The following is a 24269-nucleotide window of genomic DNA, read 5'->3' on the forward strand; positions in this document are numbered from 1 at the left end:
CAAATTTAGCTTTAAATCGATTTCCTTTTTGGATTCAACGGAAATTCTTGTGCAAATTCAATTTTCAGAGTTGTTCCGTTATTATTTTCCATGGTCAAATTTCCGTCAATATCATCACTCAAACCTCTTATTAAACTCATTCCGAAAGAGTTTGCTTTTTTATCGTTAAGGTTTGGGTCAAAACCAATTCCGTTATCAGAAATAGTCAGTACATATTGTTTTTCGTCTTTCGCTTCAAGCGTAATATAAATCATTCCGGTTTGGTCATTTGGAAAAGCATATTTAATAGAATTGGTAATCGCCTCGTTCAAAATCAATCCAAGCGGAACAGCCTGCGCCACATCTAATTCTAACGGATCGATTTTTACTTCAAAACGAATTCTCTGCCCAAGCGAAAAAGATTCACGCAAATATTCGACTAATTCTTTAATATAATTCGGCATATTAATAGTCGAAATATTCTCAGAATTATACAATTTCTGATGAATCAAAGACATCGAATGAATCCTGTGCTGACTGTTTTTAATTGCCGACAAAGCCATATCGTTTTCCAAATAAGCTGATTGTGAATTGAGAAGACTAATTACAGTCTGCAGATTATTTTTTACACGATGATGAATTTCTTTCAAAAGCCATTCTTTTTCGTCCAATAAATGTCTCAGGTTGGCATTTGCTTTACTGATTTCCTTTTCTTTTAATTCTAATTTGACATTATTTCGTTGTTTCAAACGATAACGATTGTACAATAATCCAATCGTAATGAGAAGCAAAACTAAACTCCATATTGAAACACTGTTCAACATTTTGGATTTCTTTAATGCAAGACCTTTTAAATTCGATTCCTGATTTAATAATTTGATTTCGTGTTCTTGATTTTGTGTTTCGTACTGAATTTTTAATTCTTCGATTTGTCTGTTTTTCGAAATACTATAAAGAGAATCACTTAACTTTTTAAATATTTTATAATTAGAAAGAGCAGAACGAAAATCACCTTTTAAAGAATCAATTCGATACAAAGCAGTCATCAAAGTTTGAGAGTTGTAATTTTTGTCGTATTTATTAGAAAGGGCTAAAACTTTATTAGTGTAATAAGTAGCTTTTCCAAGATTTTTTCTTCCTGCGTAGAAAGAGGCAATTGCAGAATAGCAATTGGCAACATCTCTAAAAGTTTCGGGAGAATCTAATTTGGAAGCATAAAAATCCATTTCTAGGAAATATTTTTCGGCTTTTACATAATTTTTTAATTCCCAATAACAGTTTCCAAGTGCAAAAGCAACCAACATTTGGTCAAAGGTATTTTTAGGCGGATACACTTTTATAATCGAATTGATATAAGTAATAGCTTCTTTATTTTGTCCTCGAATAGATAATGAAGCGGCAGAAGTTATAAAACTTTTATACCAGCTTCCGCTGTTTACAATATTGTCTTTACCGTATTCAATACTTTTCTGTGCCAGTTTCATTGCATCGTCAAAATGACCAATACCTAGATATACCATTGCCAAACGCATATAAAAGATATCTGCAAAAGTATAATCGTTTGTCTCTTCTATTCTGTTAACGCTTTTTTGTGCGTAATAAAGAGAATTTTTTAAATTGAACTGATTCGCTTCAATATAAGAAATAGTAGTTTCAGCATATTGCTGATGTTCAAAACCTATTTTTCGTAAATCAACCAAATTTTGATAGAGTCTTTTTTTGGCCTCATTTATTTTTCCTCCCCAAAAATAGATAGTAGTAATCTTCATGTAATTTTCGATTCTTTTTTCTTCTAGTTTTAAGGATGCATAAAGCGAAACGACTTCCTGAAGTATTTTTTCTTTTTCGGGATCCAGATTAAACAGGAGCGTTCCGTAAGCATCAAGAGCTTCAGCAAGATCTTTTTTGTCATTCTGTTTTCGGCATTCAGCTATGACTTCTAAAAATATTTTTTTGCCTTCTGTTTGATTATTGGCCTGATAATAATATTTGCCTAAAAGAATTAAACTCTGTTGCTGCCATTTTTTATTTTTAAGCTGATTGCTTGTGCGCAAAGCATCGTCAATATAAATTTTAGCATTTTGAAGATCTTCTAATTTTGTCCCAGGTTTAAAAAGATAAAAATTCGCTAATTGAAGCGATAATAAGATTCGATCTTCATTTTTTGTTTTTGGAAGTAGTTTTTTAACAGAATTAGTATCTTCTTTTTCAATTAAATCTTTTCCAATAATATACGAACCATTGTTAAAACCTTCATCGTATGCTAAAGAAACAGGAATTTTATAAGCTTTACAAGCTAAAACTACCGAGCTGTCTACATCAATAGCGCCTTGGTTGGCATTAAACAAATACATAGAACAAGCTTGAATAAGTAATCTTTTTTTAGGAAGATTATATTTGGCAACAGTTGGAGATAATTGACCATGTGAAGAATAACTTACAAGCAAAATCAAATAAAAAATGATTCGTTTCATAACAGGTTATAAATTAGTTTTTTGGATTGGTTTTTGTAAACAAATATAGAAAGAAAGAAGTCTGACTTTTTTAAAAAATATCAGGAAAATTCACATTAAATATGATTTTTTTGATATAAAATTTCAGAAACACTGAAATTACTTAGGTTATTTAACTAATTTTATACCAGTTAATTATAAAAATATAATATTACAAATACTACATTTATGGGAACTGTGTCTGAAAAAAGCACCCAATCTGAAAATAGCAACTTACAAAAGCAAATTTTAATTGTCGAAGATCAGTTTATTGAAGCGCATGATCTGCAATTAATTCTCGAAAAGGCAAACTATAATGTCATCGGAATTGTACGTTCTGTTGATCAGGCTTTGGAAGTAATTCATACCCAAAAACCAGACTTGGTATTTGTTGATATTATGTTGAAAGGAAGCCAAACTGGAATTGATCTTGCCCATATTTTAAAAGGCAAAAACATTGGTTTCATTTTTGTCTCTGCAAATTCGAGCAAAAGAATTTTAGATCAGGCGAAGACAACTCATCCATACGGATTTATCGTAAAACCGTTTCGGGAACAAGATATTTTAACGACGCTGGAAATTGCTTTTTACAGACAAAAGTATAGTTTGGAATCGCAGTTAATGCAACAGTTGGAACTGAAAAATGAGATAACGGAATTGATCAATTCCAATCTAAAGTTAGAAGATGCTTTATTAGCTTTCGCCAAAATCATTCAGACTTTTATTTCTTTTGATTATCTGGAAGCCGGATTTGTAAATGCAGAACAATATTCAAACCTCGGAATCATCCGAAAAAATATCGATCAATACCAAATTATCAATATAGAAAAGCTTTCACAGATTGCCGAAATATCCATTCGAGAATTAAACGAAACCTATATTAAATCGCAAATAGATATCAGGCCAATTGTTTACAGCGAAGAATCTCTGATAAATAATTTTCAAGCTGCACCGATAAAAGGAATTATTTCGCATAATTTCGGAATCAAATCGTATTTGGTTTTCCCACTTTCTATTGCGATTTCGCAGCGTTTTTGTTTTACCTTTTACAGTCGTAATTTTAATGTGTATTCAGACGATAACCTGAAATTATTATCCAATCTTGAAAATACTTTTTCTCAGTTTATTTCCCATTTTTATCTGACCGAGCCAATAATTCGTATTGAACCGAAAGAGATTCCGATAAAAAAAGAAAAATCAGAAAATATAAAATCAGGTTTTGAAGGCATAATTGGAAACAGTTCGCAAATGGTAACGGTTTTTAATTACATCAAAAAAGTGGCGCCATCGGATACTTCTGTTTTAATTTTAGGCGAAAGCGGAACGGGAAAAGAAAAAATTGCCAAAAGCATTCACGATTTATCTCCAAGAAAAGACAAACCGCTTATTATAATAAATTGCGGAGCGATTCCTGAAAATTTGGCTGAATCTTTACTTTTTGGACATGAAAAAGGTGCTTTTACTGGAGCAACCGAAAAACGAATCGGGAAATTTGAACTCGCAAACGGCGGAACAATTTTCTTAGATGAAATAGGAGAGATGCCTTTGGAACTTCAGGTCAAATTATTACGTGTTTTGCAAGAACGAGAAATCGAACGTGTTGGCGGATTGATGCCTATAAAAATCGATGTACGAATTATTGCAGCGACCAATAAAAATCTCGAAGAAGAAGTCGCAGCAGGACGTTTTAGAATGGATTTGTATTATCGACTTCACGTTTTTCCAATAATGGTTCCGTCCTTAAAAAAGAGAAAAGAAGATATTCCCGAATTGACAGACCATTTCATAAATATCTACAGCGAAAGAATGAACCGAAAAGCTCCTGTACTTTCAGAAAATGCGTTACAGCAGATTATGAATTACGACTGGCCAGGAAATATTAGAGAACTAGAACATCTGATTCAGCGCACTATTTTACTCACCGAAGGCAATACGATTAAAAATATCGAGTTTTCGCCTTCATCTAAAATACACGCACAGCAAAACACTGATTCATTTTCAATCAAAACCATTATGGAAAATGAGCGTGACTACATATTATATATACTCAAAAAATGTAATGGGAAAATTTCGGGAGCAGGCGGAGCAGCCGAAATTCTGGATATTCATCCTTCGACTTTAAATTCAAAAATTAAGAAATTAGAAATTAAAAGGGAAATCAGTTAATTTGTTTTTAGTGTAACGTGTAAAATAATTTAAACACATAGAAACATAGATTTTTCTTTATAGTAAAAAGGTAATTAAAAGAAACTAGTTTCTAACAAATAGCTTATGTGTTTTATTAAAAGTGAAATGCCTTTCAACAGTAGCAAAATCTATGTTTCTATGTGTTTAAAAAATAATCAAGTAACTTTCTCAATCCATTTTGAAATGCATTCAGCGACTTCCTGCCATTGAGGCTGTAGAATTACAAAATGATTTTTGTTTTTAAATTCCTTATAACAAGTTATAGAATGCACATTTCTATGTTTTTGGAAATTCCACAAAACGAGTTTTGGAGGAATTATTTCGTCTTCTGAACAAGATATAAAAAAGAGCGGAACATGTTTTTTCCTGAAATTGATTTGAGCATTTTTTGAGAATAGATTTCGAAGCGCTTTTTTAGATTCGGGAATAATTAATTTCTCGTATTCTTTTTTCTGTTCTTCGGCAGATGAATTAATAAAAAAGCTATTCTGCCAGTCTTTATAAGGTAGAATCAATGTTTTTTTAGAAGAGAAAATATTCCAAGTAAAACCCAAAATAGTTTTATAAAACGAAAATTTGAAAACTGTAAAACTTTTTGGAGGAAAAGAACTGATACAGATTCCAGCTTCGGCCAAATCTTTCTGAACTAATAATTGTACTAAAAGTCCGCCATACGAATGTCCTATTAAAATAGGTTTTTCAGGAAGCTTTTCAATGATTTCCGTATAATAACACAAAAGATCATATAAAGTGATGGCACCAATTTTTATGCAAGGATTCTGTTTTCTTAAATTTTCTACTGTATCATTTTTATGAAGCCAGGGAGGAGCGACTACTTTGTATCCTTTGTTTTCAAAAAAAGCAAGCCACTCTTCCCAATAAAAATGACTCAGAAAAGCTCCCGAAATAAACACAATTGTTTTTGTATTAGAAAGATACATAGCAGGAATTTTTAGGTTATATTTTAAAATACAATCGATGTGCCTGTTTATGAAAACCTTATTATTACTGAGCTGATGAGGTTTCGACTTAATTGTAATTATTATATTTCGTTAAATACTTTTTAATGTATTGAAATATCATTTTTTAAATACCTTTAAAAAATCTAACTAAGCTAAAAAATGAAAATACCAAGTTTCCAGATCAAAGTACTTTTATTCATTTTGATTCTTTTACTTCAATGTTCTTTCCATGCTGTTTATTCGCAAAATAATTCAGTTAAATCGAAAACTATTTCCTTTAAAATAAAACTAAAATCAGAAAGCAAAGTAGAAATAAAAGCTTCACCATTAAAATTCAACAAACATTTTGCTTACAGTTTTACACTTGATGATGGATATCGTTCAGCTTATTTAACGGCTTTCCCGTTATTGAATGGAGGAAAAATCAGTAATCCGGATAAAAACGAATGGAAAGTCGATCAGGGCGGAGATGGAACAACTTCAAAAGGACTTTTTTATTCAGACGGATTCGGAAATAATATTCCGTTTAAACTGGCTTTGGCAATCAATGGTGGATCACTTCGTGATTTACCAGAAAACCGAGGACATCTTTCATGGTCAGAAATCAAAGAAATGTACAATGCAGGATGGGATATTTTAAATCATAGTTTTCATCATGCTACTAAACACGGAACAAATTATAAAACAGAAGTAACAGAAAATACAACTTCAATTAAACAAAATCTAGATTTTACAATGTCTCATTTTGTAGTTCCGGGCGGAGAAGGAGATGAGAAGTATTATTTAGAATATGAAAAAGAAGCTCTTAATAATGGACATTTTTCTGTTGCATCTTATTATGGTACTGGCCCGGTTTATAAAGTGAATTCGAAAGTAAATTTGGATGAAATGATTTCAGCCAGAACTTTTGTATTGAGTTCAAAAGATACAACCAGTTTTGCAACAATGGATCGTTATTTAAAAACAATAGATTCGATTGTAAAACAGCCAGAACCAGTTTGGTTTAACGATTTTACCCACGGAACAGGAAATGGAAATCTTTGGAATTTAAGCATGCGTTTTCCAGATTTCAAATATTATATGACAACATTAGCAGATAAATATGGTACAAAAGGAAACGATTCCATCTGGATGGCGCCGTGGCAGGAAGTTTACGAATACATTTGGTTAAGAGACCGAATCAAAATTGAATACAAACAAAACAAAAAAGAAGTAGAAGTAACAATCATTCTTCCAGAAATTCCAGAAACGTTTCGCCACAAAGACATTTCATTAAATATAGAAACGTCATCCAAATTTGAAATCGAATCAGCCAGAGATTTGAAAATAAAAGAAGATGGAAGAACGAATCATAAACAAATTCTAATACAATTGTAGTGGTGATATTTGTAGTAACAAATATTATAATTCTCTTAACATTCAAAAATAGAAGGCATCCGAATAAATGAGTTAATTTTGCATATTAGCATTTTTTTATATGAAAAAAACAATTTCAGTCTCATTATTAGAGCTCGCTATCATCACTCAGGACAGCAACGCCACAGAAACATTTAAGAAAACAAAAGACATAGCGCAATTAGCAGATCAATTAGGATACAAGCGATTTTGGCTGGCAGAACATCATAATATGGCACATGTTGCCAGTACAGCAACAGTAGTTTTAATTGGTTATATAGCAGGTCAGACACAAAATATAAGAGTTGGTTCAGGAGGAATTATGCTTCCGAATCATTCTCCTTTAGTAGTTGCAGAACAATTTGGAACACTTGAAACGCTTTACCCAAACCGAATCGATTTAGGTTTAGGAAGAGCACCAGGAACAGATCAGCCAACGGCAGAAGCCATTAGAAAAGACTTTTTTGAGCAGGCACAGCGTTTTCCGCAAAACGTAAGCAAACTTCAGGAGTATTTTTCAAGCGAAAATGCCACAGGAAAAGTCCGTGCTTTTCCAGCCGAAGGTTTAAAAGTGCCAATCTGGATTTTAGGATCAAGTATGGACAGTGCGGCCTTGGCGGCAGCTTATGGTTTGCCTTATGCTTTTGCTGGACATTTTGCACCAAAGCTGATGATTCAAGCATTTGAGTTTTATCGCGAAAATTTCCAGCCTTCAGAGTTTTTAGATAAACCTAAAACAATGTCATGCGTAAACGTAATCGCAGCTGATACTAATGAAGATGCGGAGTTATTGTCTACAAGTTTGTATCAAATGTTTCTAAACTTAATTAGAAACGATCGTAAAGGTTTACAGCCACCCGTTCCGTCATTAGATGATATTATGAACGAAGCAGAACGTTTTCACGTTAATCAAATGACAGCTGGAACTTTTACTGGAAACAAAGAACAACTAATAATTGATCTGAAGAAATTCATCGACTATGCCAAAATCGACGAACTAATGGTAACAAGTCCAATCTTCGATCATCAGGCAAAACTAAAAAGCATCCAAATCACAAAAGAAGTGATCGATAGTCTAAACGAAAGCATACATATATAAGTATAAAGTATACTATAATAAGAGTAGATTTTATTCCCACAACCCGGCAGGTTTTAAAAATCTGCCGGGTTTATTTTTATACATATATAAGTAGAGAAGTATACTATAATATATAAGAGAAAAAGCTAATATGTGAGGCCGGGCTAAGTTGAAGTCCTTTTAAGTTTAGAATTTTAATAGGGAGCTTAATCCCGCTATCCGTTCCAATCTTTTGTGCCGAACCCCGGCACAAAAGGATTTCCACTTCTATCGGGGCTATGACATCTGTTTTCAGAAGAAAAAATTGGCATCTCATTGTCTTTGTGAGATTAAAATTGTCAGAAAGGAAAACTTCAGACTTTGATTTCTCTTCAGGAAACTGCCTTTAAGGCTGAAAACTCCTCAAAAACTATATAGACAAACAGGCTGAAAATGGATAAAAACAAAAGGAAAGCAGAAAAAACCGACAAAGCGTCAAAAAAATTTTCCATATAAATCAGCTGTTATGAGTGAGTTAAGAAAAAGATTGTAAAAAGAACAAAAAAAGGCGGATAAAAAGCTTGCAGAAGCGGAAAAAGGTTCTACTTTTGCACCCGCAGAAGCGAAGACGTTCACAGCAATACCGGCAGGAGACTGATCAGAAAGAGAAAAGAGATTTTCGAAAAAAAAGATTAAAAAAGTCTTGCAGGATTGGGAAAAGCGTTTTACATTTGCACCCCGCAAATACGGGAAGTTCACTGAAAGATTGGGAGGGAATGCTGAAGAAATGAAACGAAAAAAAAGTTTCAAAAATTTTCAAATTTTCCTTGCAGGAAACAAAAAGAATTTTTAGTTTTGCACCCGCTTTGAGATACAGGCGGAGATAAAAAAGAAATACACGTTCGTAGACATATTGAATTGACAGCCGTTCTGAAAGAGATTTCAGAACAGAAAAGAATAAGAGTAATAGAATCGTAAGATTCGGAAAGAACCGATAGATAAGGCATCGCATAAATAATATAAAAATATACGATGAAGAGTTTGATCCTGGCTCAGGATGAACGCTAGCGGCAGGCTTAACACATGCAAGTCGAGGGGTATGCATCTTCGGGTGCAGAGACCGGCGCACGGGTGCGTAACGCGTATGCAATCTGCCTTTCACAGAGGGATAGCCCAGAGAAATTTGGATTAATACCTCATAGTATAGTGAGTTGGCATCAACACACTATTAAAGTCACAACGGTGAAAGATGAGCATGCGTCCCATTAGCTAGTTGGTAAGGTAACGGCTTACCAAGGCAACGATGGGTAGGGGTCCTGAGAGGGAGATCCCCCACACTGGTACTGAGACACGGACCAGACTCCTACGGGAGGCAGCAGTGAGGAATATTGGTCAATGGGCGCAAGCCTGAACCAGCCATGCCGCGTGCAGGATGACGGTCCTATGGATTGTAAACTGCTTTTGTACGAGAAGAAACACCTCTACGTGTAGAGGCTTGACGGTATCGTAAGAATAAGGATCGGCTAACTCCGTGCCAGCAGCCGCGGTAATACGGAGGATCCAAGCGTTATCCGGAATCATTGGGTTTAAAGGGTCCGTAGGCGGTCCTGTAAGTCAGTGGTGAAAGCCCATCGCTCAACGATGGAACGGCCATTGATACTGCAGGACTTGAATTATCAGGAAGTAACTAGAATATGTAGTGTAGCGGTGAAATGCTTAGAGATTACATGGAATACCAATTGCGAAGGCAGGTTACTACTGATGGATTGACGCTGATGGACGAAAGCGTGGGTAGCGAACAGGATTAGATACCCTGGTAGTCCACGCCGTAAACGATGGATACTAGCTGTTGGGGGCAACTTCAGTGGCTAAGCGAAAGTGATAAGTATCCCACCTGGGGAGTACGAACGCAAGTTTGAAACTCAAAGGAATTGACGGGGGCCCGCACAAGCGGTGGAGCATGTGGTTTAATTCGATGATACGCGAGGAACCTTACCAAGGCTTAAATGCAGACTGACCGTTTTGGAAACAGAACTTTCGCAAGACAGTCTACAAGGTGCTGCATGGTTGTCGTCAGCTCGTGCCGTGAGGTGTCAGGTTAAGTCCTATAACGAGCGCAACCCCTGTTGTTAGTTGCCAGCGAGTCAAGTCGGGAACTCTAACAAGACTGCCAGTGCAAACTGTGAGGAAGGTGGGGATGACGTCAAATCATCACGGCCCTTACGCCTTGGGCTACACACGTGCTACAATGGCCGGTACAGAGAGCAGCCACTGGGCGACCAGGAGCGAATCTATAAAGCCGGTCACAGTTCGGATCGGAGTCTGCAACTCGACTCCGTGAAGCTGGAATCGCTAGTAATCGGATATCAGCCATGATCCGGTGAATACGTTCCCGGGCCTTGTACACACCGCCCGTCAAGCCATGGAAGCTGGGGGTGCCTGAAGTCGGTGACCGCAAGGAGCTGCCTAGGGTAAAACTGGTAACTAGGGCTAAGTCGTAACAAGGTAGCCGTACCGGAAGGTGCGGCTGGAACACCTCCTTTCTAGAGCCCTGACCGTTAGCATTGATGCACGTCAGGGAAATAAGATGCCTTAAATAAGGTTTTGGATTTAAGATTGTATTACTCTTGCTGTTAATTTAAAAAAATGATAAAACTTAAGTAAAACAGAGTCTCGTAGCTCAGCTGGTTAGAGTACTACACTGATAATGTAGGGGTCGGCAGTTCGAGTCTGCCCGGGACTACTATTTGGCTTAGGAAAAGGAAATTTTAGAGGTTGAGTTGCACTTTTAGTGAACCGTTTTGAACTGTTAACTGAAAACTGTTAACTGCATACTGAAAAAACGGGGGATTAGCTCAGCTGGCTAGAGCGCCTGCCTTGCACGCAGGAGGCCAACGGTTCGACTCCGTTATTCTCCACGAATTTACTCAGAGAAGTAAATAAAAGTTCATTGACATATTGAGATAAGAAAATAATAAGAAAGTAGAAAGCGTTTTTATTAGCAATAATAAAAACAAAAAAAACGGTCCTGTTTTAATTAACAGGATTGGTACAATAAGCAAAATAAGGGCGCATGGGGGATGCCTAGGCTCTCAGAGGCGATGAAGGACGTGATAAGCTGCGAAAAGCTGCGGGGACTGGCACACACAGACTGATCCGCAGATATCCGAATGGGGCAACCCGCTATATTGAAGATATAGCACACCGATAGGTGGGCAAACCCGCTGAACTGAAACATCTAAGTAGGCGGAGGAGAAGAAAACAAAAGTGATTCCGTAAGTAGTGGCGAGCGAACGCGGATTAGCCCAAACCATCCATGTTACGGCATGGGTGGGGTTGTAGGACTGCGCTACTTCATGCACAAGGAACCGGAAGTTTCTGGAAAGGAACGCCGTAGAGGGTGACAGCCCCGTATGGGCAACAAGTGTAATGGACAGCAGTATCCTGAGTAGGGCGGGGCACGTGAAACCCTGTCTGAATTCGGCGGGACCATCCGCTAAGGCTAAATACTCCTGAGAGACCGATAGTGAACCAGTACCGTGAGGGAAAGGTGAAAAGAACCGTGAATAACGGAGTGAAATAGATCCTGAAACCATGCGCTTACAAGCGGTCGGAGCCCTTAAGTGGGGTGACGGCGTGCCTTTTGCATAATGAGCCTACGAGTTAACGTTGCCGGCAAGGATAAGTACTTCAGGTATGGATCCGCAGCGAAAGCGAGTCTGAATAGGGCGCTTTAGTCGGCAGTGTTAGACGCGAAACCGTGTGATCTACCCATGGGCAGGTTGAAGCTGTGGTAACACACAGTGGAGGACCGAACCGGTTGACGTTGAAAAGTCTTCGGATGACCTGTGGGTAGGGGTGAAAGGCCAATCAAACTCGGAAATAGCTCGTACTCCCCGAAATGCATTTAGGTGCAGCGCTGGACATAGTTATACAGAGGTAGAGCTACTGATTGGATGCGGGGGCTTCACCGCCTACCAATTCCTGACAAACTCCGAATGCTGTATAATGTTTGCCAGCAGTGAGGGCTTGGGTGCTAAGGTCCAAGTCCGAGAGGGAAAGAACCCAGACCATCAGCTAAGGTCCCCAAATATATGTTAAGTTGAAAGAACGAGGTTTGTCTGCCCAGACAGCTAGGATGTTGGCTTGGAAGCAGCCATTCATTTAAAGAGTGCGTAACAGCTCACTAGTCGAGCGGACGAGCATGGATAATAATCGGGCATAAACATATTACCGAAGCTATGGATTTGCAGTTTACTGCAAGTGGTAGGGGAGCATTCTGACAGGGCAGAAGGTGTGCCGTAAGGTATGCTGGACCGGTCAGAAAAGAAAATGTAGGCATAAGTAACGATAATGCGGGCGAGAAACCCGCACACCGAAAAACTAAGGTTTCCACAGCTATGCTAATCAGCTGTGGGTTAGTCTGGACCTAAGGCGAACCCGAAAGGGACAGTCGATGGCCGACGGGTTAATATTCCCGTACTACTAATTACTGTGATGGGGTGACGGAGTGATGAAAGCGCCGCGGACTGACGGAATAGTTCGTTGAAGTACCTAGCTATAAGACCTGTAGGCAAATCCGCAGGTTTTGGTGAAATACGATAGTACTCGGAGTCTTCGGACAAAGAGATAGTGCGCCTAAGGGCTTCCAAGAAAAACCTCTAAACTTCAGGTAATTAGTACCAGTACCGTAAACCGACACAGGTAGTTGAGGAGAGAATCCTAAGGTGCTCGAGAGATTCATGGCTAAGGAATTAGGCAAAATAGACCTGTAACTTCGGGAGAAAGGTCGCCACGCTCAGGCGTGGCCGCAGTGAAGAGGTCCAGGCGACTGTTTATCAAAAACACAGGGCTCTGCAAAATCGTAAGATGAAGTATAGGGCCTGACACCTGCCCGGTGCTGGAAGGTTAAGAGGAGATGTTATCTTCGGAGAAGCATTGAATTGAAGCCCCAGTAAACGGCGGCCGTAACTATAACGGTCCTAAGGTAGCGAAATTCCTTGTCGGGTAAGTTCCGACCTGCACGAATGGTGTAACGATCTGGACACTGTCTCAGCCATGAGCTCGGTGAAATTGTAGTAACGGTGAAGATGCCGTTTACCCGCAGTGGGACGAAAAGACCCTGTGCACCTTTACTATAGCTTAGTATTGACCTTGGATAAATGATGTGTAGGATAGGTTGGAGACTTTGAAGGGGCGTCGCCAGGCGCTCTGGAGTCATTGTTGAAATACAACCCTTTGTTTATCTGAGGCCTAACCCCGAGTATCGGGGGACATTGCTTGGTGGGTAGTTTGACTGGGGTGGTCGCCTCCAAAAGAGTAACGGAGGCTTCTAAAGGTTCCCTCAGTACGCTTGGTAACCGTGCGTAGAGTGCAATGGCATAAGGGAGCTTGACTGAGAGACATACAGGTCGATCAGGTACGAAAGTAGAGCATAGTGATCCGGTGGTTCCGCATGGAAGGGCCATCGCTCAAAGGATAAAAGGTACGCCGGGGATAACAGGCTGATCTCCCCCAAGAGCTCATATCGACGGGGGGGTTTGGCACCTCGATGTCGGCTCGTCACATCCTGGGGCTGGAGAAGGTCCCAAGGGTTGGGCTGTTCGCCCATTAAAGTGGCACGCGAGCTGGGTTCAGAACGTCGTGAGACAGTTCGGTCTCTATCTACTGCGGGCGTTAGAAATTTGAGTGGATCTGATTCTAGTACGAGAGGACCGAATTGGACAAACCGCTGGTGTATCTGTTGTCCCGCCAGGGGCACCGCAGAGTAGCTACGTTTGGAAGGGATAAGCGCTGAAAGCATATAAGCGCGAAACCCACCACAAGATGAGATTTCTTTTAAGGATCGTGGAAGATGACCACGTTGATAGGCTATAGATGTAAAGGCAGTAATGTCATAGTCGAGTAGTACTAATAATCCGTAAGCTTATGTACATAATTTTTCTCTCCCGTCCCAGACGGGAGAGAAGGAACTTTCTTAAAAAACTTATGTTTCTTTATCTCAGTATGTTAAAATATTGTCCGCACGCGGAAGGTAATTAGATATTAATTACTGAAAACCTTAAGGTGGTTATTGCGGCGGGGCTCACCTCTTCCCATCCCGAACAGAGAAGTTAAGCCCGCCTGCGCAGATGGTACTGCATCATTGTGGGAGAGTATGTCGCCGCCTTTCTTTTGAAAACCCTGTTTAAAATAACAGGGTTTTTTATTCTAAATTTTACTTGTATAAGTAAAAAAGGTACCTTAGCTCAGATGGTAGAGCAATGGACTGAAAATCCATGTGTCCCTGGTTCGATCCCTGGAGGTACCACATAATGCTCGGATGGTGAAATTGGTAGACACGCTGGACTTAAAATCCAGTGAACAGCAATGTTCGTGCGGGTTCAAGTCCCGCTCTGAGTACTAAAAGCTTTAAGAAATTAGTTTTCTTAAAGCTTTTTTTATTTTATTATACTTTATTATTAAAATTTTTTAGATCAGTTAATCAGTGATAGAGTTAAAAATGTAGAGACTTCCTGTGCTAGAAGCTAAAGGGAATATTTTTAAAAGGCTCATTAATATAAAATTTGTTTTTTTTAATTAGAATTTCTTTTAAACTGAGTGTGCGTTAGGGATGGGAGCGACATCCTTCTACTTTTTTCTTAAAAAAGCAAAAGATACAGCCGTATTTCGAACCCTCGGGACGATCCGTAGGGAAACGCCCGAATTATTTGTAATTTATTTTTTTTGATCATTAACATCATTAATAAACTGAATGACACCATTCATAAATACTTTTTGATCGTCCCACATGGCTAAATGGCTTCCGTTTGGACAGTATAAGTAACGCCCTTTTTTAACTAATTTGCTCTGTTCTTCCATTGCTTTTGGATCCATAGTATCGTATTTGGCACCAATCATTAGTGTTGGAACTGTAATCTCATGTAGTCTATTTTTAATGTCCCATTTGGCTAGACGGCCACTGATTCCGAATTCACTTGGACCTTGCATTAAGGTATAAATTTCTCCGTTAGCATGTTTACTGGCACGATTCAGTCCATCTGGCCATTCTTCTAAACGGCATAAATGCTCTTTATAGAAATTTGGAATTAGTAATTCCATGTACCTTGGATTGCTAAAGTCTTTTTTTGCTTCTAATTCTCTTATTTCTTTGAGAACTTCTGGTTTCATTTGTTTGGCTAAAACCTCATCAGCATATTTTCCATATTCGGGTGCACTTGCCATCATATTAGCAACTAGCAATCCTTTCATATTTTGTTGGTATTTTAATGCGTATTCCATTGCTAATATACCGCCCCAAGAATTTCCTAATACATAAAAATTGTCTTTGTCAGCATTAATGGCTTTTCGAACTTGCTCTACCTCATCAACAAATCGATCTATTGTCCATAGACTGCTGTCTTTGGGCTGATCGCTGTAGTAAGAACCCAATTGATCATATTCGTAAAATTCGAATCCTTCACGTTGGAAAAAAGTTTCGAAGCATTCCATGTATTCATGTGTCATTGCAGGGCCTCCATGTAAGAGTAAAACTTTAATTTTTGGATTATTTCCAAAACGTTTTGTCCAGACTTTAAATTCGCCAACAGGTGTTTTTATTGGAATCATTTTTACTCCAGCTGCTTCTATTTTGTTATTTTCATAGGTAAAATAATCTGATAAAAAATTGGTTTTATTTTCATTTTTACAAGAGGTTAGAAGAAAGAGAGCCGAGAGAGCAATGATGTAGCGCATGGTTTTAGTTTTTAATGGTTTAGACTAATTTACAAATTAAATTTAGCAGTGCAGTTTTTGATGGTAGTATTTTATACTAGAGTTCAAAAATCACTATTTATAGTGATGTGAAAGAAATAGTGAGATTATAGTTTTGCGCTTTAAATAGTATTTGCAAATTATAATACCTCTGTATGATAAAATTCAAGAATTTAACTAAAAAAGCTGAGTTAGTTTTACTGTTTGCAACTTTTTTTTCTTTTGTGTCAATTTATGCGCAGGAAAAAGAGGTTAATAAATTAAATTCAAATATTGTTACGCTTGCTACCAAGAATGATTTTCATTCGGCTAGTAAAACTATAAAAGTAACCTCAAAAAGCGCTGTTGCTAAAACAGCTAAATCTGCTGCAGACACAGAACCGCCAACGTTAATTTGCCCATCCAATCAACAATTGAGTTGTGGAATGCCTGTTCCAAGTTATTTCGATTTGCTGACAGTCAATGATAATATTGATACTGAAATCGATGTAACACAATATCCAGGTGAAGGTTCTTTTTTTTATGACGGAATGGAGATTCAATTTACTGCAACAGATGATGCTGGGAACACGAGTAATTGCAGTATTATTGTTACTGCTGTTACTCCAGATGTTACTCCGCCAACATTTACTTGTCCAACGAACATTAAATTGAACTGTGGTGATGCTATACCCAATTACGCGATTAGCCCTGTTATGAATCTTAATGATGATTGCAGTATTAATTTAAAATACAAAATGACACCTGCAGCGGGAACCATTTTTTATGGTAATCCAACTCCAGTTGAAATCGAATATTCTGATAAGGCTGGTAATAAATCCTATTGCAATTTTACAATTACTTCTGATACCGATGTTACAAAACCTGTTATTACAAACTGTCCAGGAACTCAATTTCTCGCGTGTGGTTTGACTCTTCCAGATTATAAAAGCTGGATAACAGTTAATGATAATTGTGATGGGCTTTTAAGTATATCTCAATCTCCAGCTCCCGAAAGCGCTATTACATCAGGTATGACGGTTATTCTAACAGTGAAAGATGCCTCGAATAATACTTCAACTTGTAGTTTTATTGTTAATTCTTCTCCCGATATCATAAAACCTATAATTAGCTGTCCGAGCAATAAGAAACTGGCTTTGGGCAGTATTTTACCTAATTATTTTAGCGAAGTTATAGTAGTTGATAATTGCGATGTGAGTCCAATTATCACACAAAGTCCTGTTTCTGGTACAGCCTTTATACCCGGTATGACGGTTAGAATGACAGCAACTGATCATTCTGGAAATAGTGAATTTTGTACTTTTATAGTCGAAGCGATTAGTAGTTCAGATATTGAACCACCAGTTATTTCTTGTCCTGTAAATCAGGAATTATTTGCGAATTCTACTCTGCCCAATTACGTTTCTTTTTTAGTAGATATCACAGATAATGTTACAGATCCATTTGATTTGGTTTTTACGCAAACTCCTAGTCAGGGAACTTTATTTACTTCTGACACAAATGTAAAAATTACCGCAACTGATGCTGCAGGAAACAGCAGTTCATGTACTTTTTTAGTAAAATTAAAAACTAGTACGGAAGAAATTAATTGTAAAACAACAAGTTTTAATGTCTCAAATTTAAATGGAAGCAACGGTTTTACTGTTTTTGGAGATACAAAAGTCAGAGAATCTGGTTTTAGTGTGAAAACAGCCGGAGATGTAAACAATGATGGTATAGATGATTTTATAATTGGGGCTCCTGGAAATTATAATCCTTGGTACGGAAAAGATAAAGTTTATAAAATTATTCACGGAGCTGCTTTTGTTGTTTTTGGCAAAAGCACTGGTTTTTCACCCAATATAGATTTAGGATTGCTGGACGGAACAAATGGCTTTGCTGTTCGAAATGATACTCCATCAAACAATTTTCCTGAAACGGGGTATGATGTAAGCAGTGCTGGAGATATAAATGGTGATGGTATAGATGATTTTATGATTAGTGATCCAATAAGACAATCTACTTATGGAAATGAAGTTGGGCATGTATATTTCATTTTTGGAAAAAGTGGAGGGTTTCCTGCTGATTTTAATTTATCTTCTTTAAATGGCACAAATGGTTTTACTCTTATAGGTAATGAAAATTATGGTAATGTAGGCAATGAAATAAGCTCAGTAGGAGATATAAATGGAGATGGTTTTCAGGATATAGCTGTAATTACTAGAGGATCTGGGGCAGGAAATGGAAAATGTGTCATTATCTATGGGAAAAATGGAAGCTTTCCAGCAATTATTAGAGTCAATGAAATTAATGGCTCAAACGGTTTTATTATTACAGGAGATCCTATAATTGGAAAAATTGGTATAAATGTTTCAGGTTTAGGAGATGTAAATGGAGATAATATTCCAGATATAGGTATAGGTTATAATAATGCTGCACCAAGTAGAGTGTTTATAATTTTTGGACGCTCAGCTAATTTTCCTGCAGTATTCAATGTTTCGGAAATAAATGGAACAAATGGATTTGTGATTGAAAACTCCGAAACTCCAATAAATTCTTATGCTGAAATTGCTAAGGCCGGAGATGTTAATGGGGATGGATTTAATGACATTTTTGTAACATCAAGCTATGTACTATTTGGAAGAAGTACTTTTCCTAAAACTGTTGATTTAAAGGATTTAAATGGAAGCAATGGATTCAAAGTAACAAATTATTTTGGCAATAACTTTGGAGGAGCAGGAGATTTTAACGGAGACGGAATTGATGATTGTTTCTTTGATAGTGGTATTTTATATGGAAAAAAGGCGTGGAATTCAGCTGTAAATTTAAGTTACATCTCTAATAAAGAGTTTTTAAAACTTAATATAGCAGATACGTATAGTCATAAAACCGCTATAAATTTTGCGGGAGATGTCAATAAAGATGGAATAAGTGACTTAATTATTGGAAGTTATCGTGACTCGTATGGAAGTAATTTAAAGGTGAATTGGAATCCTGGCAGCGCTTATGTGGTTTTTGGAAAAAAAATAGCAGATACAGAAAAACCAATCATCGCTAATTGTCCTGCAAATCAAGTTTTAGGTATAGGAGATTTAATTCCTGATTATACAAAATCAATTACCGTTACGGATAATTGTGATAGTAAACCTTTAATGACACAAACTCCGATAGCTGGTTCTGTATTTGATGGAACAGCGACAGATATTACACTCACAGTTACAGATGCAAACGGTAATATGTCGGAGTGTAAATTTACAGTAGCACTAATGACCAGTGGAAGCCCCGTAATCGTTTGCCCAATAAACCAAGAACTTTATGCAAATTCTTCACTACCTAATTATATTCCTTTCTTAGAAGATGTCAGCGATGATAATACTCTAGACCATGAATTAGTTTTTACGCAGACACCATCTGTTGGAACTTTATTTACTGCTGATACGAATGTAACTATTACCGTCAAAGATAAATCAGGTAATGAAAGCTCCTGCACATTTTTAGTAAAATTGAAAACAAAAATTTTTGATTTAGAGTGCAGTACAGCCAGTATCGATGTTAAAGAGTTAAATGGCAGTAATGGCGTAATTTTATATGGAGATAAAGGAACCAAAAGGACAGGATTTACAACCAGTCAGGCGGGAGATATAAATGCCGATGGAATTCAGGATTTTATTATTGGATCAAGAGATGAAGGATGTTATGTAATATTTGGAACCAGTACTGGATTTCCTCCTAATGTAAATCTAGAATATTTAGATGGCAGCAACGGATTCAAAATTTTTGATGATGTTTTGAACATAACTAGCCAATTGTCTTATGATGTAAGCGGGGCAGGTGATATTAATGGAGATGGTATTGATGATTTGATGCTGAGCGATCGCAGGATAGCAAATGCAACAAAGTATTTTGCTGGATGTGTTTATGTTATTTTTGGAAAGAAAACTCCTTTTACTGCAAAGCTGCCACTTTCGAGTTTAAACGGAAGTAACGGATTTAAAATTTCAGGCAACACTTACAATGAATTTTTAGGAACAGCAATTACCAATATTGGCGACTTTAATAATGATTCCTATAGTGATATTGCAATTTTATCTGATAATGAAGGAACTGGCGGAATTAAAAAGTGCTATATAGTTTTTGGTCGAAATGCTGCTTTTCCTGCATCAATCAATATCGATGATTTAACTAATTCTTCTTCATTGATAATAGAAGGAGATGTTGGGAAGACAATTGAAGCGCCAGGTGATATAAATGGTGATGGTATACCTGATATTATTTTTTCGGGTGATTACACAAAATATAGATATGTTGTTTTTGGAGCTTCAGGTTTACCGGTTAAACTTAATACTTCCAATTTAAATGGAACAAATGGATTTAGAATCGAAAATTCAGTCAATGCATTAGACGCAAGTCAATATTATCAGGTTAAGGCTTTAGGAGATATAAATGGTGATTCATACAATGATTTAGGAATTGATAATTATGTATTGTTTGGGAATGCTGTATTTCCTTCCAATGTTGATCTTAAAGACTTGAATGGAGCAAATGGATTCAAATTTAATATGTATACACTAGAGTATCTTGATGAATATAAAGGTTATGGTGACTTTAATGGAGATGGAATCGATGATATGGCAATTGTTTATATCGACAATATCTATATCGTCTATGGTAAAAAAAGCTGGAATCCTATTGAAGATTTTACCTTTTTCAATGTCGCTGATGGGTTAAAAATGAAAATCCGTTACAGTGCAAAATACAGCGTGACTTATTTAAAAGATGTCAATAAAGATGGTGTCGATGATATTTTAATAGGAAGTACAGATGAAAAGTATTCTTCCGATCCAGATCAAGATCCAGGAATTTCGTATTTAATTTTTGGAAGCAAATTTAGTGACGTTACGGCTCCAGTAATTACAAATTGTCCAAGTAATAAAGTCTTGAATTCAGGAGATTTACTGCCAGATTATACCACAAGTATTACAGTTAAAGATAACTGTGATACAGCTCCTAAAATTACACAGACACCAGCAGTAGGTTCAGTTTATGATGGAAAAAACATAGAAGTTGTGTTATTGGCTGTTGATGCTTCTGGAAACAGTGCTGAATGTAAATTCAGTATTAGCACTGTGGAAGATACAAATCCGCCGGTAATTACGTGTATAACAGATCAGACATTGTCTTGTGAAATAAAAGTAATTCCAAACTATCTAAATCTTATAACGGTTACTGATGCAGAAGATGCTTCACCAGTACTTAGACAAAATCCAATAGCAGGAAGTATTTTTACAGATGGCATGACTGTAACAATAACTGCCAAAGATGCTTCAAACAATGAATCGAATTGCAGTTTTAAAGTTAATGTTTCCGCAGATGTTACTTCGCCGGTAATTACCTGTATCGGAGAACAGACTTTATCATGCGGAGCAACAATTCCAGATTATACAGCATCGATAACGGTTACAGATAATTGTGATGTTTCGCCAGTAATCACACAAAACCCAATTGCAGGAAGTGTTTTTACAGACGGAATGACGGTAACAATAACTGCCAAAGATGCTTCAAGCAATGAATCAAATTGCAGTTTTAAAGTCAATGCTTCCGCAGATTTTACTTCGCCGGTAATTACCTGTATCGGAGATCAGATTTTATCATGCGGAGCAACAATTCCAGATTATACAGCATCGATAACGGTTACAGATAATTGTGATGTTTCGCCAGTAATCACACAAAACCCAATTGCAGGAAGTGTTTTTACAAACGGAATGACCATTACAATAACGGCCAAAGATGCTTCAAACAATGAATCGAATTGCAGTTTTAAAGTCAATGCTTCCGCAGATTTTACTTCGCCGGTAATTACCTGTATCGGAGATCAGACTTTATCATGTGGAGCAACAATTCCAGATTATACAGCATCGATAACGGTTACAGATAATTGTGATGTTTCGCCAGTACTAACACAAAACCCAATGTCAGGAAGTGTTTTTACAGACGGAATGACCATTGCAATAACGGCCAAAGATGCTTCAAACAATGAATCGAATTGCAGTTTTAAAGTTAACGTTTCTGCGGATGTTACTGCGCCTGTAATAACTTGTATCGGAGATCAGACTTTATCATGTGAAGCGACGATTCCAGATTATACAGCATCGATAACGGTTACAGATAATTGTGATGTTTCACCAGTACTAACACAAAACCCAATGTCAGGAAGTGTTTTTACAGACGGAATGACCATTACAATAACAGCCAAAGATTTTTTTTATAATAGTTCAACTTGTAGTTTTAAAGTAAACGCTTCCGCAGATGTAACTGCGCCAGTAATAACTTGTATAGCAGATCAGACGTTATCATGTGGTAGTACAATTCCAGATTATACACCTTTAGTTACAGCAAATGATAATTGTGATCCTTATCCCGTAATTACCCAGAATCCATCTGCAGGAAGTGTTTTTACAAACGGAATGACGGTTACTATAATCGCTAAAGACGTTTCAAATAACGAATCCTCTTGTAGTTTTAAAGTTAATGGTTCCGCAGATGTGACAGCGCCTTCAATTACCTGCATTTCGGATCAGATTTTAGATTTTGGAGCAGTTCTTCCCGATTATCGCTCGATGATTACGGCAACAGACAATTGCGATCCAAATCCGAAAATAACTCAGACACCAGCATCCGGATCAGCAGTTACTAACGGAATGATTGTGACAATGAATGTTTTAGACAACAGCGGTAATAATACTTCCTGTTCATTTACAATTCATTTGGTTAAAGATACAGAAGCGCCTGTTTTTAATTGTATTGATGTACAGATGTTTGATTGTAGTGTAAGTCAGGTTCCGGATTATACCAAAATGATTTTTGCAACCGATAATACAGATCCAAATCCTGTAATCACTCAATCTCCCGCACCTGGAACAGCTTTTTTAGATGGAATGACTGTTACCATAAAAGTTTCGGATTATAGCAATAATACTTCTGAATGTTCATTTCAGCTCTTTACCTATCCCATTTTTGTTGATGCAGGAGCAGATGTAGAAATTAACGAAGGAGATGTTGCGCAATTGTATGTAATTGCTTTAGAAGACGGTACTTTTTCATGGTCGCCTGCAACAGGATTAAATAATAGTAAAATAGGAAATCCAATTGCAAAACCAGCAGAAACCACAACTTATACCGTAGTTTTTACAAATCAAGACGGCTGCGAGACAGAAGATTCTATTACTATAACCGTGATTCCTGCACAGAAAGACGAGACCAAATACGGTTTTTCTCCAAACGGAGACGGTATAAATGATTTCTGGGAAATTGACGGAATCACAGATTATCCAAATAATGAAGTTTTGATTTACAACCGCTGGGGCGATCTGGTTTATCAGACGAAAGGTTACAATAATTCTTCTAATGTTTTTAGCGGAATTGCCAACAAAAGCCGAAGTCTAGGAGCAAATCAATTGCCCGAAGGAACTTATTTCTTTGAAATCCGTGTAGATCAGCCTCATCATTTTAAGAAAACCAAGGGATATCTTGTTTTAAAACGTTAATTCATGAAAAGTAAAATCAATATAATCTTAGCTTTATTTATAATCATCATTTTTTTAGAAAGAGCCTACGGACAGCAGACACCCGTTTTTTCAAGTTATAATTACAATGCCGTTTTAATAAATCCTGCTCATGCCGGTTATTATCCGGATATCGATATTGCCATGACGACCAATGGTTATTTTAATTCGGTAGACGGAAGCCCGAAAAATTTTGATCTTTCAGTAAATAAACTAACATGGGGAGAAAAAATTGGTCTGGCAGGAGGAATAGCGCACGATCAGATAGGAGTAACCAATACAACCAGTTTCTTTACGTCGTATTCCTATAAAATTTACTACGATCCTGATTACAAACATGGAAAATGGTGGGCTTATGATCCCAGTATTATTTCGTTTGGAGTTACAGCAGGAGCCATGCTTTATAATGAAAACCTGACTCGGTTAGGAATCGAAAATGATCCTGAATTTCAGGAAAACATCAATAGTTTTACGCCTACGTTCGGAGTTGGATTTTTATACAATCGGGATCAGATTTATTTTGGTTTATCTTCTCCAAATTTATTGAGCTCTGCTTTCAATTCCAGCAACAATACTAATTTAAAAAATGTTTATTACAGTTATTTGGGATATAAATTTTTTACCAACCGCTTTCATGAAGTCTTAGTAAATCCCAGTTTTTTGCTCAAATATGTTGAAGGAGCGCCCTTACAGGCCGATATGAATCTTTTAATCAATTATAAAAATAAAATAGAATTTGGCGGAGGTTACCGAACTTCAAAGACATTGAACTTTTTAGCCGGATTTCATCTTTCAGACAATTTTAGGGTTATCTGCACTTACAATAAAGCAATTGATAATGTAGTAATTCCAGACACTTTTGGATTAGTTTTAAATTACAGATTAGGAAACGGTTTCGAATAAA

Annotated in this window: 8 protein-coding genes, 4 tRNA genes and 3 rRNA genes; 12 read left to right on the forward strand and 3 right to left on the reverse strand. The window is 37.0% G+C overall.

The window, feature by feature from the left end; all coding sequences use genetic code 11:
- Positions 1–11: 11 nt before the first annotated feature.
- Positions 12–2453, reverse strand: coding sequence for a sensor histidine kinase (locus tag P2W65_RS10770; RefSeq protein WP_289665481.1), 2442 nt, complete (start codon positions 2451–2453; stop codon positions 12–14).
- A 207-nt stretch (positions 2454–2660) separates the two neighbouring features.
- On the opposite strand from P2W65_RS10770, the gene P2W65_RS10775 reads away from it, so the two are divergent.
- Positions 2661–4637 (forward strand): sigma 54-interacting response regulator, encoded by a 1977-nt coding sequence (locus tag P2W65_RS10775; protein WP_289665482.1) that lies wholly within the window; start codon positions 2661–2663, stop codon positions 4635–4637.
- A gap of 176 nt (positions 4638–4813) precedes the next feature.
- On the opposite strand, the gene P2W65_RS10780 is transcribed toward P2W65_RS10775, so the two are convergent.
- A complete protein-coding gene (locus P2W65_RS10780) occupies positions 4814–5599 on the reverse strand; it encodes an alpha/beta fold hydrolase (RefSeq protein ID WP_289665483.1) in 786 nt (261 codons plus the stop codon).
- A gap of 180 nt (positions 5600–5779) precedes the next feature.
- Between P2W65_RS10780 and P2W65_RS10785 the strand changes: the two genes are divergently transcribed.
- From P2W65_RS10785 to P2W65_RS10825, 9 genes are all read left to right on the forward strand, one after another.
- The gene (locus P2W65_RS10785; protein WP_289665485.1) at positions 5780–6997 is read left to right on the forward strand and encodes a polysaccharide deacetylase family protein; all 1218 of its coding nucleotides are present in this window, start codon (positions 5780–5782) and stop codon (positions 6995–6997) included.
- Positions 6998–7097: 100 nt separating this feature from the next.
- Complete coding sequence (locus P2W65_RS10790) at positions 7098–8114, forward strand: LLM class flavin-dependent oxidoreductase (RefSeq protein WP_289665486.1); 1017 nt, start codon at positions 7098–7100, stop codon at positions 8112–8114.
- Positions 8115–9101: 987 nt separating this feature from the next.
- A 16S ribosomal RNA gene (locus P2W65_RS10795) occupies positions 9102–10615 on the forward strand.
- 126 nt (positions 10616–10741) lie between these two features.
- Positions 10742–10815, forward strand: a tRNA-Ile gene (locus P2W65_RS10800).
- A gap of 101 nt (positions 10816–10916) precedes the next feature.
- Positions 10917–10990 (forward strand) — tRNA-Ala (locus tag P2W65_RS10805).
- Positions 10991–11124: 134 nt separating this feature from the next.
- Positions 11125–14006: ribosomal RNA gene (locus tag P2W65_RS10810) — 23S ribosomal RNA — on the forward strand.
- 128 nt (positions 14007–14134) lie between these two features.
- Positions 14135–14244 (forward strand): 5S ribosomal RNA (gene rrf, locus P2W65_RS10815).
- Together the 16S, 23S and 5S rRNA genes with 4 tRNA genes alongside form the textbook arrangement of a ribosomal RNA operon.
- A gap of 65 nt (positions 14245–14309) precedes the next feature.
- Positions 14310–14382 (forward strand) — tRNA-Phe (locus P2W65_RS10820).
- A gap of 6 nt (positions 14383–14388) precedes the next feature.
- Positions 14389–14474, forward strand: a tRNA-Leu gene (locus P2W65_RS10825).
- 315 nt (positions 14475–14789) lie between these two features.
- Here the strand turns inward: P2W65_RS10825 and P2W65_RS10830 are convergent.
- A complete protein-coding gene (locus P2W65_RS10830; protein ID WP_289665487.1) occupies positions 14790–15806 on the reverse strand; it encodes a proline-specific peptidase family protein in 1017 nt (338 codons plus the stop codon).
- Positions 15807–15979: 173 nt separating this feature from the next.
- Here P2W65_RS10830 and P2W65_RS10835 point away from each other — a divergent pair, with 173 nt between their 5' ends.
- Both P2W65_RS10835 and P2W65_RS10840 read left to right on the forward strand, forming a co-directional pair.
- A complete protein-coding gene (locus P2W65_RS10835; protein ID WP_289665489.1) occupies positions 15980–23347 on the forward strand; it encodes an HYR domain-containing protein in 7368 nt (2455 codons plus the stop codon).
- A gap of 3 nt (positions 23348–23350) precedes the next feature.
- Complete coding sequence (locus P2W65_RS10840; protein ID WP_289665491.1) at positions 23351–24268, forward strand: PorP/SprF family type IX secretion system membrane protein; 918 nt, start codon at positions 23351–23353, stop codon at positions 24266–24268.
- The last annotated feature ends 1 nt before the right edge of the window (position 24269 follow it).

Origin of the sequence: Flavobacterium panacagri (genome assembly GCF_030378165.1) — a bacterium.
Classification (GTDB): Bacteria; Bacteroidota; Bacteroidia; order Flavobacteriales; family Flavobacteriaceae; genus Flavobacterium; species Flavobacterium panacagri.

Coding starts and splice junctions, on each gene's coding strand:
- P2W65_RS10790 (WP_289665486.1), top strand. CDS start 7,098: ATGAAAAAAACAATTTCAGTCTCATTATTAGAGCTCGCTATCATCACT.
- P2W65_RS10770 (WP_289665481.1), bottom strand. CDS start 2,453: ATGAAACGAATCATTTTTTATTTGATTTTGCTTGTAAGTTATTCTTCA.
- P2W65_RS10785 (WP_289665485.1), top strand. CDS start 5,780: ATGAAAATACCAAGTTTCCAGATCAAAGTACTTTTATTCATTTTGATT.
- P2W65_RS10840 (WP_289665491.1), top strand. CDS start 23,351: ATGAAAAGTAAAATCAATATAATCTTAGCTTTATTTATAATCATCATT.
- P2W65_RS10780 (WP_289665483.1), bottom strand. CDS start 5,599: ATGTATCTTTCTAATACAAAAACAATTGTGTTTATTTCGGGAGCTTTT.
- P2W65_RS10835 (WP_289665489.1), top strand. CDS start 15,980: ATGATAAAATTCAAGAATTTAACTAAAAAAGCTGAGTTAGTTTTACTG.
- P2W65_RS10775 (WP_289665482.1), top strand. CDS start 2,661: ATGGGAACTGTGTCTGAAAAAAGCACCCAATCTGAAAATAGCAACTTA.
- P2W65_RS10830 (WP_289665487.1), bottom strand. CDS start 15,806: ATGCGCTACATCATTGCTCTCTCGGCTCTCTTTCTTCTAACCTCTTGT.